We start from the raw sequence: 15,238 nt of genomic DNA on the forward strand, positions 1-15,238 counted from the left end.
GGCGTTAGGGTCCGGGCATGAGCAAGGCGGTGCCGACGATCGGTGATGCGCAGCGGCGGGCCCGGTTGGGGCGGCGGCAGCTGTTGGTGCCCTCGGGGCGGGCGGCGCGGGTGGAAGATGCGGCCGACGCGGTGGTCGGGCTGCATGCGACGGACGCGGCCACGGTGTACCTGTCGGCCTGTGCGCGGCTGGCCGCGCCCTCGGCGGCTCAGGTGGACCGGGCGCTGTACGGGGACGTCTCGCTGGTGAAGCTGCTGTCGATGCGGCGGACGATCTTCGCGGTGACGGAGGGCTTCGCCCCGTACGTGAGTTCGGCGGCGGCGCGGGCGATCGCGGTGAAGGAGCGGGCGACGCTGCTCAAGCACCTGCGGGACCACGCCGAGGGCTGGGACGAGGCGCGGTTGGCGGAGACGGAGCGCGAGGTGCTGGCCGCGCTGGCGCGGCGCGGCGAGGCGACGACCAAGCAACTCGGCGATGATGTGCCGCAGTTGCGCGAGAGCATGCTGATGTCGGCGGGGAAGCCGTACGAGAACCGGCAGAGCGTGGGAAGCCGGCTGCTGCGGCTGTTGGCCTCGGACGGGCATGTGCGCCGCTGCCGGCCGCGCGGCTCCTGGCTGAGCAGCAGCTATCCGTGGGCGCTGGTGCCGCAGTGGCCGGACGTGCCGGTGCGGGAGGCGAAGGCGGAGGTGGTGCGGCGCTGGCTGGCGGCGTACGGTCCGGCGACGGTCGAGGACGTGAAGTGGTGGACGGGCTGGACTCTGGGGGATGTCCGTAAGGCGCTGGCGGACGTCGGGGCGCGGGACGTGGCGCTGGCGGACGGCTCGGCGGCGCTGGTGCTGCCGGGGGACGACGCGCCGACGGCGGCGCCGGAGCCCTGGGCGGCCCTGCTGCCGGCGTTGGACCCGGCGGTGATGGGCTGGCGCGGGCGGGACTGGTACCTGCGGCCGGAGGACGTGTCGGCGCTGTTCGACCGGGCCGGTAACGCCGGGCCGACGGTGTGGTGGTGCGGCGAGGTGGTGGGCGGCTGGGCGCAGCGGGCGGACGGCGAACTGGTGTGGCGGTTGTTCCGGGACGTCGGGGTGGAGGCCGAGCGGGCGGTGGCGGCGGAGGCGGAGCGGTTGGCGGGCTGGCTGGGGGACGTGCGGGTGACGCCACGGTTCCGTACGCCGCTGGAGCGGGAGCTGGTCGCGAAGAGCTAGCTCACCGGGCCGGCCGGTAGCTCACTGCGCCGGTGCCGTGGCCGAGTTGGTGGGCCCGGTGGTGCCGGTGGGCTGGCTGGTGGGCTTGGTCGGCCGGGTCTGGGTGGGTCGGGCGGTGGGGCTGGGCTGTTCCTGGCTGGGGGTGGGCTGCGGGTTCTGCGGGTTCTGCGGGCTGGGGGCGGCCGGGCCGGGCGCGGGGGCGCCGGTGGGGGCGGGCGGCGTGCTGGGGGCGTGGGTGAGGGTGGTCGGCGCGGGGGCGCCGGTGGGGGTGGTGGCGTTGCCGGGGGTGGGGCCGGTGCTCGGGGGAGTGCTGCCGGGGGTGCCGGTGGGGGTCCAGTTGCCGGGGTCCGGGTTGGCGCGGCCGGTCTGCAGGTCGAACTGCTGGGTGGTGGTGCCGTTCAGGGCGGCGGTCATGTAGTTGGTCCAGATCTTTGTGGGGAAGGCGCCGCCGTTGATCCGGGTGAGGCCTGCGGTGCCGGCCAGCGGCTCCTTGGCGTGGCTCTTCGGGTTCTCCCGGAACAGGCCGACGGTGGTGGTGAGTTCGGGGGTGAAGCCGGCGAACCAGGCGGAGAGGTTGGAGTCGGTGGTGCCGGTCTTGCCGGCGGCGGGGCGGTTCAGGTCGAGGGCGGCGACGCCGGTGCCGCGGGGGCTGACGACGTCGCGCAGGACGTCGGTGACGGAGTCGGCGATGCTGCGGTCCATGGCGGTGGTGGCCTTGTGGTCGGGCATCTTGGGGACGTCGACGGCGCCGCCGGGGTTGACGCGTTCGAGTTTGAGGACGGACCACGGGGTGTGGGCCTCGCCGTGGTTGGCGAAGGTGGCGTAGGCGCCGGCCAGGTCGAGGGCGCTGGGGGTGGCGGTGCCGAGGGTCATCGAGGTGTTGGCCGGGTCCATGCCGCGGACGCTGTCGGGGATGCCGAGTTTGACGGCGGTCTCCCGGACGCGGGCGAGTCCGGCGTCCACGCCCTCCTGGGCGTACACGGAGTTGACGGACTTGACCATGGCGTAGCGCAGGGTGATGTTGCCGTAGTCGACGCCGTCCTCGTTGGGCGGCGCGTAGGGGGTGGGGCCGCCGGTGACGGGGCGTTCGCTGCTGCCGTCGTAGCGGCTCTCGGTGGTGATCGGGCGGCCGTCCAGGGTGTGCTGGGCGATCAGGCCGGCGGCGAGGTCGACCGGTTTGAAGGTGGAGCCGATCTGGTTGTCCTGGCGCAGCGCGTCGTTGTAGGGCTGTTTGACGTAGTCGGGGCCGCCGTAGACGGCGACGACGCGGCCGGTGGCGGGGTCGAGGGAGGCGCCGGCGACCCGGACGTCGGTGTCGGTGGTGGGGCGGGTCCTGGCGTCGAGTTCGTCGGTGAGTTCGTCCTGGACGGCTTTGACGAAGGCGTCCTGCCTGGGCTTCTCGAAGGTGGTGGTGATCCGCCAGCCGCCGGCCTTGAGGGTGGGGGCGTCGATGATGCCGGAGGAGATCAGGTAGTCGTCGGCGACGCCGACCAGGTAGCCGGCCTGGCCGGAGAGGCCGGTGGCGGGCTGGGGGTCGATCGGGTCGGGGAAGGTGGTGGCGGCGCGGTCGGCCTGGGTGAGGAAGCCGAGTTGGACCATGCCGTCGAGGGCGTAGTTCCAGCGGGCCACGGCCTTCTCGCGGTTGGCGGGGGTGGCGGTCTTGACGTCGTAGAGGCTGGGGGCCTGGAGCAGGGAGGCGAGGTAGGCGCCCTGGCCGAGGGTGAGCCCGGAGACGTCGACGCCGTAGTAGGCGTGGGCGGCGCTCTGGATGCCGTAGGCGCCGCGGCCGAAGTAGCTGCTGTTGAGGTATCCGGCGAGGATGTCCTTCTTGTCGCGCTGCTGGTCGACCTTGAGGGCGATGAAGAGTTCGCGGCCCTTGCGCTCGAAGGTCTGGTCCTGGGTCAGGTAGTAGTTCTTGACGTACTGCTGGGTGATGGTGGAGCCGCCCTGCATGCCCTTGCCGAGCAGGGTGTTCCAGCCGGCCCGGAGCATGCCCTTCAGGTCGATGCCGCGGTTCTGGTAGAAGGTGCGGTCCTCGGCGGAGACGACGGCCTGCTGGGTCTGCAGCGGGATCTGGTCGATGGTGACGTCGGTGCGGTTGACCGCGCCGGTGCGGGCGATCTCGGTGGTGCCGTCGGAGTAGAGGTAGATGTTGTTCTGGGCGACGGCGTGGGCGTTGGGGTCGGGCACCGGGACGATGACGTAGAGCACGGCGAAGGCGCCGACGGCGAGCAGGAGCAGCGCGGTGAGGGTGCCGAGGGTGACCCGCCAGGTGGGCAGGAGCCGGCGCCAGAAGGGGAGGGCGCGGCGGGCCTCGCGGCGGGCGGCCCGTTTGGCCTGGCGTCGGGTGCTCAAGGTCATGGCGAGATTATCTGCTATTTGACGTCCGATCAGTGGCCGCAAGGTGTCTGAACTGCGCGGTTGCGGTGGTCGGGTCGTGTGCCCCGGGGCGCGTCGGAAATCCGGGTGCGGGGCGGGGGGCCCGGCGGTACGGTGAAAGGTGCAAACCACATAGCGCACCTACTTCTGGCAGCTCCGCCCGCCTGGCCCGGCACCCCCGGGTACGGCCGGTCGGAGCCGTTGGGGCGTGCGCCGACGCGCGTACGGGAAGCCGTCTGCCCGTATTTGTCGACAAGGAGACAATATGCAGAATGTTGCCACCGTGGGGGCGAGGCCCCCGGATACCGCCCCCGCGGGCCCCCTCGGGCGCCACACCGCGGCCTCCCTCGGGCTCTACGCCGCCGTCGCCCGCGGCGCCTTCCGCCGCTACTCCACCTACCGGGCCGCCACCCTGGCCGGCACCTTCACCAACACCGTCTTCGGCATCATCCTCGCCTCCTCCTTCCTCGCCCTCTGGCAGGCCCGCCCCGGCCTCGGCGGCTACGACCAGAGCCAGGCCGTCACCTACATCTGGGTCAGCCAGGGCCTGCTGGTCACGATCGCGGTCTGGGGCGGCGGCTTCCAGGACGACGTCCAGGACCGCTTCCGCTCCGGCGACATCGCCGTCGACCTCTACCGCCCGGTCGACTTCCAGGGCTGGTGGCTGGCCACCGACCTCGGCCGGGCCGCCTTCCAAGCACTGATCCGCGGCACCGTGCCGATGCTGGTCGGCGCGCTGGTGTTCCGCACCCGGTTGCCCGAGCAGCCGCTGACCTGGGCGTTCTTCCTGCTCTCGGTGCTGCTCGCGCTGCTGGTCAGCTTCGGGCTGCGGTTCCTGGTCTCGATCACCGGCTTCTGGCTGCACGACTCGGAGGGGGTGCGCGCGGTGATGCTGGTGGTCTCGATGTTCTTCTCCGGGATGCTGCTGCCGATCGCGCTCTTCCCCGGCTGGCTCGGCGACCTCGGCCGGGCGATGCCCTGGGCCGCGCTGATCAAGGTGCCGACCGACGTCTTCCTGGAGCGCGCGAGCGGCACCGGGTTGCTCGGGGCGCTCGGCTTCCAGCTCGGCTGGGCGGCCGTGCTGCTCGCCGCCGGGCGGGGCGCGCAGTGGCTGGCGACCCGCAGGGTGGTGGTGCAGGGTGGCTGAGCCGCTGGTCGCCCGCACCTCCTGGGCGGTCCGCTCCTGGTGGCTCTGCGCCCGGATGTGGATGCGCTCGATGATGGCCTACCGGGCCTCCTTCCTGCTGAACCTGCTGGCCAGCCTGGTCACCCACTCGCTCGACTTCGTCGTGCTGGTGATCATGTTCCGGCACACCGACGAACTCGGCGGCTGGAGGCTGCCGGAGATCGCCTTCCTCTATGCCACCGCGACCTTCTCCCTCGGCACGGCCAACCTGCTGGTCGGCTCGGCCGACGGCCTCGGTGTGCGGATCATGAACGGCTCGCTGGACACCATGCTGATCCGCCCGGCGCCCGCGCTCTCCCAGCTGTGCGCCGAACGCTTCAGCCTGCGCCGGCTCGGCCGCCCGCTCCAGGCCGCGGTGGTGCTCGTCTGGTCACTGGCCGCCCTGGACGTCCACTGGACCTGGGACCGGGTGCTGCTGGTGCCCGTTCTGCTGGTGTGCGGCAGCGTCATCTTCGGCGCGATCTACATCGGCGGCGCCACCGTCCAGTTCTGGTGGGGCGAGTCCAAGGAGATCCAGAACTCCTTCACCTACGGCGGCGCGACCCTGCTGCACTACCCGCCGACCATCTTCGCCAAGGAGCTGGTCGCCGGGGTGGTCTTCGGCGTACCGCTGGCCTTCGTCAACTGGCTGCCCTCCCTGCGCATCCTCGGCCGGCCCGACCCGCTCGGCCTGCCCACCGCCTTCCAGTACGCCTCCCCGGTCGCCGCCGCGCTGTGCGTCGCCGCCGCCGGGCTCGCCTGGCGGGCCGGACTTCGCGCCTACCGCGGCACCGGCAGCTGACCACCCGTACCCCTCGTAAGGAATCACCGTGGCACTGATCGAACTCCAGGACGTCCACCGCACCTTCACCGTGCGGGCCCGCACCGGCCGGTTCAGCCGGACCAAACGCGAGGTGCGCGCGGTGGACGGGCTGAGCTTCACCGTCGAGGCCGGCGAGTGCGTCGGCTACATCGGGCCCAACGGCGCCGGCAAGTCGACCACCATCAAGATGCTCACCGGCATCCTCGTCCCCAGCGCCGGACGGCTGCGCGTCGCCGGGGTCGACCCGGCCCGCGAACGCGTCGCGCTGGCCCGCCGGATCGGCGTCGTCTTCGGCCAGCGCACCACCCTGTGGTGGGACCTCCCGCTGCGCGACTCCTTCGAACTCGCCCGCCGGATCTACCGCATCCCCGACCGGCGGTACCGCGAGAACCTCGGCCGCTGCGTCGAACTGCTCGACCTGGACGGCTTGTTGGACACACCCGTACGGCAGCTCTCGCTCGGCCAGCGAATGCGCGGCGACCTCGCGGCGGCGCTGCTGCACGACCCCCAGGTGCTCTACCTGGACGAGCCGACCATCGGCCTGGACGTGGTCAGCAAGGGCAAGGTGCGCGAGTTCCTGCGCGAGGTCAACCGCGACCGGGGCACCACGGTGCTGCTCACCACCCACGACCTGACCGACATCGAGCAGCTCTGCGGCCGGGTGATGGTGATCGACCACGGCCGGGTGGTCTACGACGGCGGGCTGGACGGGCTGCACACCACCGGCCGCAGCGAGCGCACGCTGGTGGTCGACCTCGCCGAGGCCCGGCGGCCGATCGAGGTGGCCGGGGCGCGGGTGGTCAAGGTCGAGGGGCCGCGGCAGTGGCTGGCCTTCCCGGCGCAGGAGAGCGCGGCGCCGATCGTGGCGGCGGTCGCGGCGCGGTACCCGCTGGTGGACCTGTCGGTGCGCGAGCCGGCCATCGAGGACGTGATCGCGCGGATGTACGCCAAGGTCGCGATCGGCTGATCCCGCTTCCTCGGGCGCGCGTTCGGGCCCGTCACCCGTTCGGGGAGGGCACGTGACTCCCCGGCGGGCTGCCGAGTTGACCGGTGCAACCCTCGCCGAACCGCGCACCGGAGGCCCGCCGCCCGATGTCCGTACCCGACGTGACCGTGGTGGTCGCGGTCCACAACGCCATGCCGTACCTCACCGCCTGCCTGGACTCGCTGGTCGGGCAGTCCCTGGCGCCGGGGCGGCTGGAGGTGGTGGTCGTCGACGACGGTTCCACGGACGGCGGCGAAGCGCTGTCGGACGAGTACGCCGCCCGCCGCCCCGGGCTGTTCCGGGTGGTGCACCAGCCCGACTCCGGCGGCCCGGCGGCCCCCTGCAACCGCGGCCTGGCGCTGGCCCGCGGCCGCTACGTGCTGTTCCTCGGCGCCCATGACCAGCTCGGCCCGGAGGCGCTGGAGCGGCTGGTCGCGGCCGCCGACGACTGGGGCTCGGACGTGGTGGTGCCCAAGCAGGTCGGGGTGAACGGGCGGCTGGTGCCGCAGGGCATCTTCCACGCCAACGCCGAGTCGGTGGGCTTCACCGACTCGGCGCTGGCCTGGGTGCTGTCCGACACCGAGCTGTTCCGGCTCGACTTCATCCGGCGCCACGGGCTTTGCCGCAACGAGGAGTTGAAGGTCTTCTCGGAGCAGCCGTTCGCCCTGGAGGCCTGTCTGCGGGCGCGCCGGGTGTCCGTGCTCGCCGACTACGACTACTGCTTCCTGGTGCCGCGCGAGGACCTGGGCGACGTCACTGAGCGGGCCGGGGTGCTGGACCGGCTGCGCGGGATCTTCGCGCTGCAGCAGGTGGCGGTCGAACTGGCCGAACCGGGCGAGGAGTTGGACGCCATCCGGGCCCGCAGCTTCGCCTGGGACGTGCCCCGGCTGTTCCAGGACGGCTTCCTGCTGCTGGACGACGGGCTGCAGCGGCGGGTGTGCGAGGAGGTCGGCCGGATGATCGAGCTGTTCGGCGCCCGCGCGGTGTACCACCGGCTGCCGGTCGCCGCTCGGGTGCGGCTCGAACTCGCCGCCGCCGTGAGGCCGCAGGCGCTGCGCGGCCAGATCCGCTACGAGGCCGCGCACGGCGAACCGCCGGTGGTGGCGGACGGGCGGCGGCGCTACGCGGGCTACCCGGCCTTCCGGGACGCCCGGCTCGGCCTGCCGGACGGGCTGTTCCTGCTGCGCGAGGAGCCACTGGTCGAGGCCGTGCCGCGGCTCAACCTGGCCCAGCAGCTGTGGCGGGGGATCGTCCCGGAGCAGCTGCGGCGCGGGCTGCGGCGCTCGCCGCTGTGGCGCCGGCTCGCCGACTCGGTGAACGGGGGACAAGGCTGAGCGGGTGGTCGCCCAGGTCCAGGAGCGCGTGGTCGCCGAGGTCCGGAGCGCGTGATCGCGAGGCACGCCCCCGTCCGCGCCGGGCAACAGGCAGACTGGCGGGGTGAGTGACGAAGCCTTCAGCAGGACCGGCCCCGGGGTCCGGTTCACCGCGGCCGACGAGCAGAAGAAACGCGGCGTCCGCCGGATGAAGACCATCGCGACCGGTCTGCTGGCCTTCGCGAGCCTGGTCTTCGCCCTCGCCACCTGGGCCAAGGCGGCCGGCGCCGGAGCCTGGGCCGGGTACGTGGCGGCCGCCGCCGAGGCGGGCATGGTCGGCGCGCTGGCCGACTGGTTCGCGGTGACGGCGCTGTTCCGCCGCCCGTTCGGACTGCCGATCCCGCACACCGCGATCATCCCGACCAAGAAGGACGCCTTCGGGCGCTCGCTCGGCGACTTCGTCGGCGAGAACTTCCTCTCCGGCCACGTGGTGCGCGGTCGGCTCGCCGCGCTCGGCATCGGCCGCCGGCTGGGGGAGTGGCTGGCCGCGCCGGGCAGCGCCGAGCGGGTCACCAAGGAGGCCTCGGCGGCGCTGCGCGGGGTGCTCGCGGTGCTGCGCGACGACGACGTGCAGGCGGTGGTCGCCGAGGCGGTCACCCGGCGGGCCGCCGCCACCTCGGTGGCCGAGCCGATGGGCCGGATGCTGGGCAAGGTGGTCGCGGACGGCGGGCACCACGGCGTGGTCGACCTGGTGGCCGTCCGGGCGCACGGCTGGCTGACCGCCAACCATGAGGACGTGATCCGGAAGGTTTCCCAGAAGACCCCGGGCTGGACGCCGAAGTTCATCGACCACCAGGTCGGCGAGCGGGTCTACAAGGAGTTGCTGCGCTTCGTCACCGACATCCGGGACGACCCGGACCACCCGGCCCGCGGCGCGATCGACGACTTCCTCGTCGACTTCGCCGCCGAGCTGCAGACCGACCCGGAGACCATCGCCCGGGTCGAGCGGGCCAAGGGCGAGCTGCTGGCCCGCCCCGAGGTGCAGGACCTGATCAACTCCACCTGGGCGGCCGTGCGCACCCTGGTGGTGAGCGCGGCCGAGGACGAGGACAGTGAACTGCGCCGGCGCATCCGCGACGGCGTGCGCGGCTTCGGCGAGCGCCTGGCCACCGACGCCAAGCTGCAGGCCAAGGTGGACGGCTGGCTGCAGGACGCCGCCCAGTACCTGGTCGACACCTACCGGACCGAGATCACCTCGCTGATCTCCGAGACGGTGGCGAGCTGGGACGCCGACGACGCCTCGCGCAAGATCGAGGCCAACGTCGGGCGTGACCTGCAGTTCATCCGGATCAACGGCACGGTGGTCGGCGCCATGGCCGGGCTGCTGATCCACACCGTGGCGGTCGCGCTCGGGGGGTGATCCCCGACGTCCCCCGGCCGGCGGCTCCGACTTGGGCCTATCCTGGGCCCACATTCGCGATACGCGCGTAGAAGGCGCGGAGAAGGAAGAAGGGAACCACCGTGGTCCAGCCGGACGGAAGTCGGATCGGAAACCCCACCGGTAACACCGCTGACCGGAGCATCGAGGCGTTCATCGCCGGGATGCCCAAGGCGGAACTGCACGTCCACCACGTCGGCTCGGCCTCGCCGCGCGTCGTCGCCGACCTGGCCGCCCGCCACCGGGGCCAGTCCAAGGTGCCGACCGATCCGGCCGCGCTCGCCGAGTACTTCACCTTCACCGACTTCGCCCACTTCATCGAGGTCTACCTGAGCGTCGTGGACCTCGTCCGTGACGCCGAGGACGTCCGCGCGCTCACCTACGGCGTGGCCGAGGACATGGCCCGCCAGAACATCCGGTACGCCGAGCTGACCATCACCCCGTACTCCTCGGTCAAGCGCGGGATCCCCGACGTCGCCTTCATGGAGGCGATCGAGGACGCCCGGCTGCGCGCCGAGAAGGAACTCGGCGTGGTGCTGCGCTGGTGCTTCGACATCCCGGGCGAGGCCGGCCTGGAGTCGGCCGAGGTGACCGCCCGCCTGGCCACCGAGCTGGCCCCCGAGGGCCTGGTCAGCTTCGGCCTGGGCGGCCCGGAGATCGGCGTGCCGCGGCCGCAGTTCAAGCCGTACTTCGACCGGGCGCGGGCGGCCGGCCTGCACTCCGTCCCGCACGCGGGCGAGACCACCGGGCCGCAGACGGTCTGGGACGCGATCCGCGAGCTCGGCGCCGAGCGCATCGGGCACGGCACCCAGGCGGTGAAGGACCCGGCGCTGCTCGACCACCTGGGCGAGCACCGCATCGCGCTGGAGGTCTGCCCGACCTCCAACATCGCCACCCGGGCGGTGGAGCGGATCGAGGAGCACCCGATCAAGCAGATGGTGGACTCCGGGCTGCTGGTGACCGTCAACAGCGACGACCCGCCGATGTTCGGCACCGACCTCAACACCGAGTACGCGGTGGCGGCGCGGCTGCTGGGGCTGGACGAGACCGGGGTGGCGGCGCTGGCCCGCAACGCGGTCGAGGCCTCCTTCCTGGACCGGGCCGGCAAGGCGCGGCTGACCGGCGAGATCGACGCCTACCTGGCGGGCTGGCAGCGCTGACCCCTCCCCTGTGACCGCCCCGTCGGCTTCGGCCGGCGGGGCGGTTCCGTTTCCGGCGCCGTTCCAGCGTTTCCGGCGCGGGGCCGCGCGGGGTGGTGCCAGGTGGCGCCAGGTGTTCCGGGGTGGTGCCGCCAACGGCTCCGGGTGGCGCCAAGGTGGCGCCACAAATGGCTCGACATGGCACCATCCCTGTGCCATGCTTGAGTCATGGACCTCACGCCGTACGTCGAAAACCTCCGGAACGAGCTGGCGGTGGCCGCCGCCACCGGCGGGGAGGAAGCCCGGGCGCTGGCCGACCGGCTGACGCTCCCGCTGGAGTCGGCCGTGCGGCTCACCCTGCTCAACGCACTCTCGGCCGCCATGGGCGAAGTCACCCGGGACCTCGCCCCGGGCTCGGTGGACGTGCGGTTGCGCGGGCTCGACCCCGAGTTCGTGGTGACCGTGCCGCCCGGCTCCGACGCCTTCCACGGCGATGTGCCGCCCGTGGTGCCGCCGGTGGCTCCGGTGGTGCCACCTGTGGCGCCGGCTGCGCCGCCGTCGGTGTCGGAGTCGGACGAGTCGGGCACCGCCCGGATCAACCTGCGCCTGCCCGCGAACCTCAAGGCCCGGGCGGAGGAGGCCGCCGGACAGGAGGGCCTCTCCCTCAACGCCTGGCTGGTCCGGGCCGTCGCCGGCGCGCTGGAGGGCGGCCGGCCCGCCGCCCGCCCGGCCTCCGCCCTCGGCACCCGCACCTCGCGCAGCATCGGCGGCCAGGGCTTCACCGGCTGGGTCCACTGACACTTCCGCACCAGCCGAACCTTCCGCGCCACCTTCCGCACCTTCAACGTCACCCCCGCTCCGACCAGCGGGAACACCTACACGAGTCAAGAGGACGGGACAGCCATGCCTACGTACAAGACCGACGGACCGATCTCCGCCTCCCTTGAGTTCGAGATCGGCACGGTGTGGATCCGCGCCGGCAAGCGCACCGACGCGGTGATCGAGGTCCGGCCCGCCGACGCGGCCAGGGACGCGGACGTCAAGGCCGCCGAGCTGACCCAGGTCGACTTCTCCGGCGGCCGGCTCACCCTCAAGGGCCCCAAGCAGCGCACTGTGTTCTCCAGCAAGAAGGGCTCGATCGAGGTCCTGGTCGAGCTGCCCTCCGGCTCCGAGGTGCACGCCGACTCCCCGATGGCGGACTTCGTCACCGAGGGCCAGCTCGGCGACTGCCGGCTGAAGACGTCCATGGGCCGGATCCAGATCGACCGGGCCGACAGCGTGCGGCTCAAGACCGACATGGGGGACGTCCGGATCGGCACGATCGCCGGGGACGCAGAGGTGACCGGCGGCGGCCGGATCGAGGTCGGCTCCGTCGGCGGCTCGCTGACGGTCAAGAACAACAACGGCGACACCGAGATCGACGAGGTGCGCGGCGAGTTGACCGCCAACTCCTCCAACGGCCGGATCCACGTCGGCCTCGCCGAGGCGGGCGTGGACGCCAAGACGGCGAACGGCCACATCCGGATCGGAGAGGTGGTCCGGGGCAAGGTCACCCTGCAGAGCGGCGTGGGGGACGTGGAGGTCGGCATCGCGGAGGGCACGGCGGCCTGGCTCGACGTGCACAGCAAGTTCGGCGGCGTCCGCAACAGCCTCGGCCAGGCGGAGGGCCCGGGCGACGCCCGGGAGACCGTCGAGGTCCGCGCCAACACCCAGGTCGGCAGCGTCACCATCCGGAGGGCCTGATGGCGGCGATCTCCGCGGTAGGGCTGACCAAGTCCTACGGGGACAAGGCGGTGCTCAGGGGCATCGACCTGTCCATCCAGGCCGGCAGCGTCTTCGCCCTGCTCGGGCCGAACGGCGCCGGCAAGACCACCACCGTGCAGATCCTCTCCACCCTGATCCCGGCGGACGGCGGCTCGGCCCAGGTGGCCGGGCACGATGTGGTCCGACAGGCGGACGGCGTGCGGAAGGCGATCGGGGTGACCGGCCAGTTCTCGGCGGTGGACAACCTGCTCACCGCCGAGGAGAACCTGATGCTGATGGCAGACCTCAACCACCTCCGCCGTCGGGAGGGGCGGAGGCGAGCCGAGGACCTGCTGAGCCGTTTCGACCTCGCCGAGGCCGCGCGCAAGCCCGTCGCCACCTTCTCCGGCGGCATGCGGCGCAAGCTCGACCTGGCGATGACGCTGGTCGGCGACCCCCGGGTGATCTTCCTGGACGAGCCGACCACCGGGCTGGACCCGCGAAGCCGGCGCACCATGTGGGAGATCATCCGGGGGCTGGTCGCCGACCACGGGGTGACGATCTTCCTCACCACCCAGTACCTGGACGAGGCCGACCAGCTCGCCGACCGGATAGCCGTCCTGGATGGCGGCCGGATCGTCGCCGAGGGCACCGCAGAGGAGCTGAAGCGGATCGTCCCCGGCGGGCGGATCCGGCTCCAGTTCGCCGACGCCGCCAGGCTGGCCACCGCCGCCACGCTGTTCGACTACGCCACGGCCGACGCCGAGGCCCTGGTGCTGGACATCCCGGGGGACAACTCCGTCCTCACCGTGAAGTCGGTGCTGGACGCGCTCGACAACGCGTCCGTGCAAGCGGAGTCGCTGGTCGTGGAGACGGCCGATCTGGACGACGTGTTCCTCACGCTGACCGGGGAGGGTGCGCGATGAGCGAGCGATGGGGGTACCCCCGGCCGAAGGCTGGGGGAGAGCGAATCATCGAGAGGTGCGCGTGGGCGAATGCCCCCGCCGAGCGAAGCGAGGTGGGCGCATGAGCGCGACGACCTATGTGGTCAGCGACTCGCTGACCATGCTGCGGCGCAACCTCAAGCGGGCGCAGCGGTATCCGGCGATGACCTTCTCCGTCGTGGTCATGCCGGTGATGATGCTGCTGCTCTTCAACTACGCCTTCGGGGGCGCGCTGGGGGCCGGCATCGGCGGCGGGAGCTACATCGACTACGTGACGCCGGGGATCGTGCTGATGACGGCGACGGCGGGATCGGTCGCCACCGCGGTGGGCGTGTGCGTCGACATGACGGAGGGGATCGTCAACCGGTTCCGGACGATGTCGATATCACGGTCGGCGTTCCTGGCCGGGCACGTGGTCGGCAGCGTGATCCAGACGGTGGTCGCGCTGGTGTTCGTGATCGCCGCGGCCTTCGCGATGGGGTTCCGGTCGAGCGCCGGCCCGGTGGAATGGCTCGCGGCCGCGGGGCTGCTGCTCTTCGTCACCCTGGCGCTGACCTGGATATCGGCGGGGATCGGACTGGTGTCGAAGACGCCGGAGAGCGCGAGCAACACGCCGCTGCCGCTGACGTTCCTGCCGTTCATCGGCAGCGCGATCGTCCCGCCGGACTCGATGCCCACCGTGCTGCGGTGGTTCGCCGAGTACCAGCCCTTCACCCCCATCATCGAGACCCTGCGCGGCCTGCTGATGGGCACCGAGATCGGCACCAGTGCCTGGAGTGCCCTCGCCTGGTGCACCGGCCTCACGCTGGTCGGCTACCTCTGGTCACGGAGGGTCTTCTACCGGCGGTGACGGGGGTACGGCCGGTAGCCCACCAGGTCCGGGCGGCGGGGACAACCCGCCGCCCGGGCCGTTGTGTTGACGGCTCGTCGTAGTAAAGTCCGCGCCAAGGATCAGCAAAGATCGCTCGGGGGGCACGGATGGCGGCGAGGCGCCGCAAGCAGATCGCGTGGTGGCTCAGAGGCGTGGCGCTGGCGGCGCTCCTGGCGTACCTGGCGGGCCGGCACGCCTCCCGGTCCGGCGGGCTGGTGGAGGTCGAGCGGTGGTTCAACCGCCCGGTGCTGCTGGTCGGGACGGCGGTCGTGCTGGTCGTGGCCTCGCTGATGGTCGAGCGCGAATTCCGGACCAGAGGGTCGCAGATCGGCTTCGCGGGCGGCTTGGCGGCGCTCGGCTGCCTCGGGCTGCCGCTCGCGGTGATGACGTATGTGTTCGGCGGCTACGGCGGGCGGGTCGACCGGTTCGTGAGTCCGAACCGCCCGGACCGGGTGCTGACCGTCACCAATGTCGCCTTCTCGATCGACCCGGTCTACCGGGTGGAGGTGGTGGCCGGCAACGGCTGGTCCGCCCGCCACTGGAGCATGGGTGTCTGGGACACCAGCGCCGACGACTTCGTCCGCGTCGACTGGTCCGGGCCGGACCAGATCACGGTGACGGGGCGGAAGGCGCTCACGGTCTTCGACGTCCGCCCGGACGGCAGCCTGAGCGAACCCCGGGTGGCGACGCGGTAGAGCCCGGCCGCCCCGGCCCGTCGGTGGCCACGGCCTAGAGTGGGTGCCATGCGATGGGGGACGCAGCCGCGCTGGGCGCGGTGGGTGGCAGCGGTGTACGTGATCGGGTTCCTCGAAGGGACCGGCGCGCACGCCTACGACGTGTTCACGGGCGGCCTGCACGCCTACCACTCCTGGCCGTTGCCGAGCCAACTGCTCTTCCACGCCCTGCTGGTCCTCGACCCGCTCGCCGCCGTCTGGGTCGCCCTGGCGCGTCCGGCGGGTCCGCTCCTCGGTGCGGGCATCATGGTCGCCGACCTGCTCGCGAACTGGTGGGGGAACTGGGACGGCCTCGTCCACCACCCGCTGGACTACCTCCGGTTCGTCGGCCTGCCGGTGATGACCCTCTTCGGGCTCTTCGTCTTCGCTACGGCGGCCCCGCTCCATCGTTCGTTCGGCCGGTCCGGCCGGTCCGGCCGGTCCGGCCGGTTCGGTCGGTTCGGTCAGTTCGGCCGGTCCGGTCATGCGAGCCGGGAAGCCCGACGGGCCCCGCGCGCCCAGTGAG

The 15,238-nt window shown here is 72.4% G+C and carries 14 protein-coding genes; 13 read left to right on the top strand and 1 reads right to left on the bottom strand.

Translation table 11 applies throughout. The features are described from left to right. The first annotated feature begins 17 nt into the window (after positions 1–17). Positions 18–1,199 (top strand): winged helix DNA-binding domain-containing protein, encoded by a 1,182-nt coding sequence (locus ABZW30_RS17020; protein ID WP_355671883.1) that lies wholly within the window; start codon positions 18–20, stop codon positions 1,197–1,199. A gap of 21 nt (positions 1,200–1,220) precedes the next feature. Here ABZW30_RS17020 and ABZW30_RS17025 read toward each other — a convergent pair whose 3' ends face one another. After that, on the bottom strand, positions 1,221–3,560 hold the full coding sequence (locus ABZW30_RS17025; protein WP_355671884.1) for a transglycosylase domain-containing protein: 2,340 nt from the start codon (positions 3,558–3,560) through the stop codon (positions 1,221–1,223). Positions 3,561–3,843: 283 nt separating this feature from the next. On the opposite strand from ABZW30_RS17025, the gene ABZW30_RS17030 reads away from it, so the two are divergent. The 12 genes from ABZW30_RS17030 (at position 3,844) to ABZW30_RS17085 (ending at position 15,237) form a co-directional block, all read left to right on the top strand. Next, entirely contained in the window at positions 3,844–4,725 is an 882-nt protein-coding gene (locus ABZW30_RS17030; RefSeq protein ID WP_355671885.1) for an ABC-2 family transporter protein, read from the top strand. Beyond that, entirely contained in the window at positions 4,718–5,545 is an 828-nt protein-coding gene (locus tag ABZW30_RS17035) for an ABC-2 family transporter protein (RefSeq protein ID WP_355671886.1), read from the top strand. Before ABZW30_RS17030 ends, ABZW30_RS17035 begins: the two co-directional genes overlap by 8 nt. Positions 5,546–5,579: 34 nt before the next feature. Beyond that, positions 5,580–6,533 (top strand): ATP-binding cassette domain-containing protein, encoded by a 954-nt coding sequence (locus tag ABZW30_RS17040; RefSeq protein ID WP_355671948.1) that lies wholly within the window; start codon positions 5,580–5,582, stop codon positions 6,531–6,533. A 125-nt stretch (positions 6,534–6,658) separates the two neighbouring features. Then, positions 6,659–7,885, top strand: coding sequence for a glycosyltransferase family 2 protein (locus ABZW30_RS17045; protein WP_355671887.1), 1,227 nt, complete (start codon positions 6,659–6,661; stop codon positions 7,883–7,885). 103 nt (positions 7,886–7,988) lie between these two features. After that, on the top strand, positions 7,989–9,284 hold the full coding sequence (locus ABZW30_RS17050; RefSeq protein WP_355671888.1) for a DUF445 domain-containing protein: 1,296 nt from the start codon (positions 7,989–7,991) through the stop codon (positions 9,282–9,284). Between the two features lie 125 nt (positions 9,285–9,409). After that, positions 9,410–10,462 carry an adenosine deaminase gene (locus tag ABZW30_RS17055; protein WP_355671949.1) on the top strand — a complete coding sequence of 351 codons (1,053 nt, stop codon included), beginning with the start codon at positions 9,410–9,412 and terminating at the stop codon, positions 10,460–10,462. Between the two features lie 207 nt (positions 10,463–10,669). Further along, on the top strand, positions 10,670–11,239 hold the full coding sequence (locus tag ABZW30_RS17060) for a toxin-antitoxin system HicB family antitoxin (protein ID WP_355671889.1): 570 nt from the start codon (positions 10,670–10,672) through the stop codon (positions 11,237–11,239). A 105-nt stretch (positions 11,240–11,344) separates the two neighbouring features. After that, on the top strand, positions 11,345–12,184 hold the full coding sequence (locus ABZW30_RS17065; RefSeq protein WP_355671890.1) for a DUF4097 family beta strand repeat-containing protein: 840 nt from the start codon (positions 11,345–11,347) through the stop codon (positions 12,182–12,184). Continuing rightward, positions 12,184–13,110, top strand: coding sequence for an ATP-binding cassette domain-containing protein (locus ABZW30_RS17070; protein ID WP_355671891.1), 927 nt, complete (start codon positions 12,184–12,186; stop codon positions 13,108–13,110). Before ABZW30_RS17065 ends, ABZW30_RS17070 begins: the two co-directional genes overlap by 1 nt. A 100-nt stretch (positions 13,111–13,210) precedes the next feature. Further along, positions 13,211–13,978, top strand: a complete 768-nt coding sequence (locus ABZW30_RS17075; protein WP_355671892.1) for an ABC transporter permease — start codon at positions 13,211–13,213, stop codon at positions 13,976–13,978. 128 nt (positions 13,979–14,106) lie between these two features. Further along, positions 14,107–14,694, top strand: a complete 588-nt coding sequence (locus ABZW30_RS17080) for a hypothetical protein (protein WP_355671893.1) — start codon at positions 14,107–14,109, stop codon at positions 14,692–14,694. 48 nt (positions 14,695–14,742) lie between these two features. Next, the gene (locus tag ABZW30_RS17085; RefSeq protein WP_355671894.1) at positions 14,743–15,237 is read left to right on the top strand and encodes a hypothetical protein; all 495 of its coding nucleotides are present in this window, start codon (positions 14,743–14,745) and stop codon (positions 15,235–15,237) included. Position 15,238 lies beyond the last annotated feature (1 nt).

It is taken from the genome of Kitasatospora sp. NPDC004669 (assembly GCF_040609455.1).
Lineage (GTDB): Bacteria > Actinomycetota > Actinomycetes > Streptomycetales > Streptomycetaceae > Kitasatospora.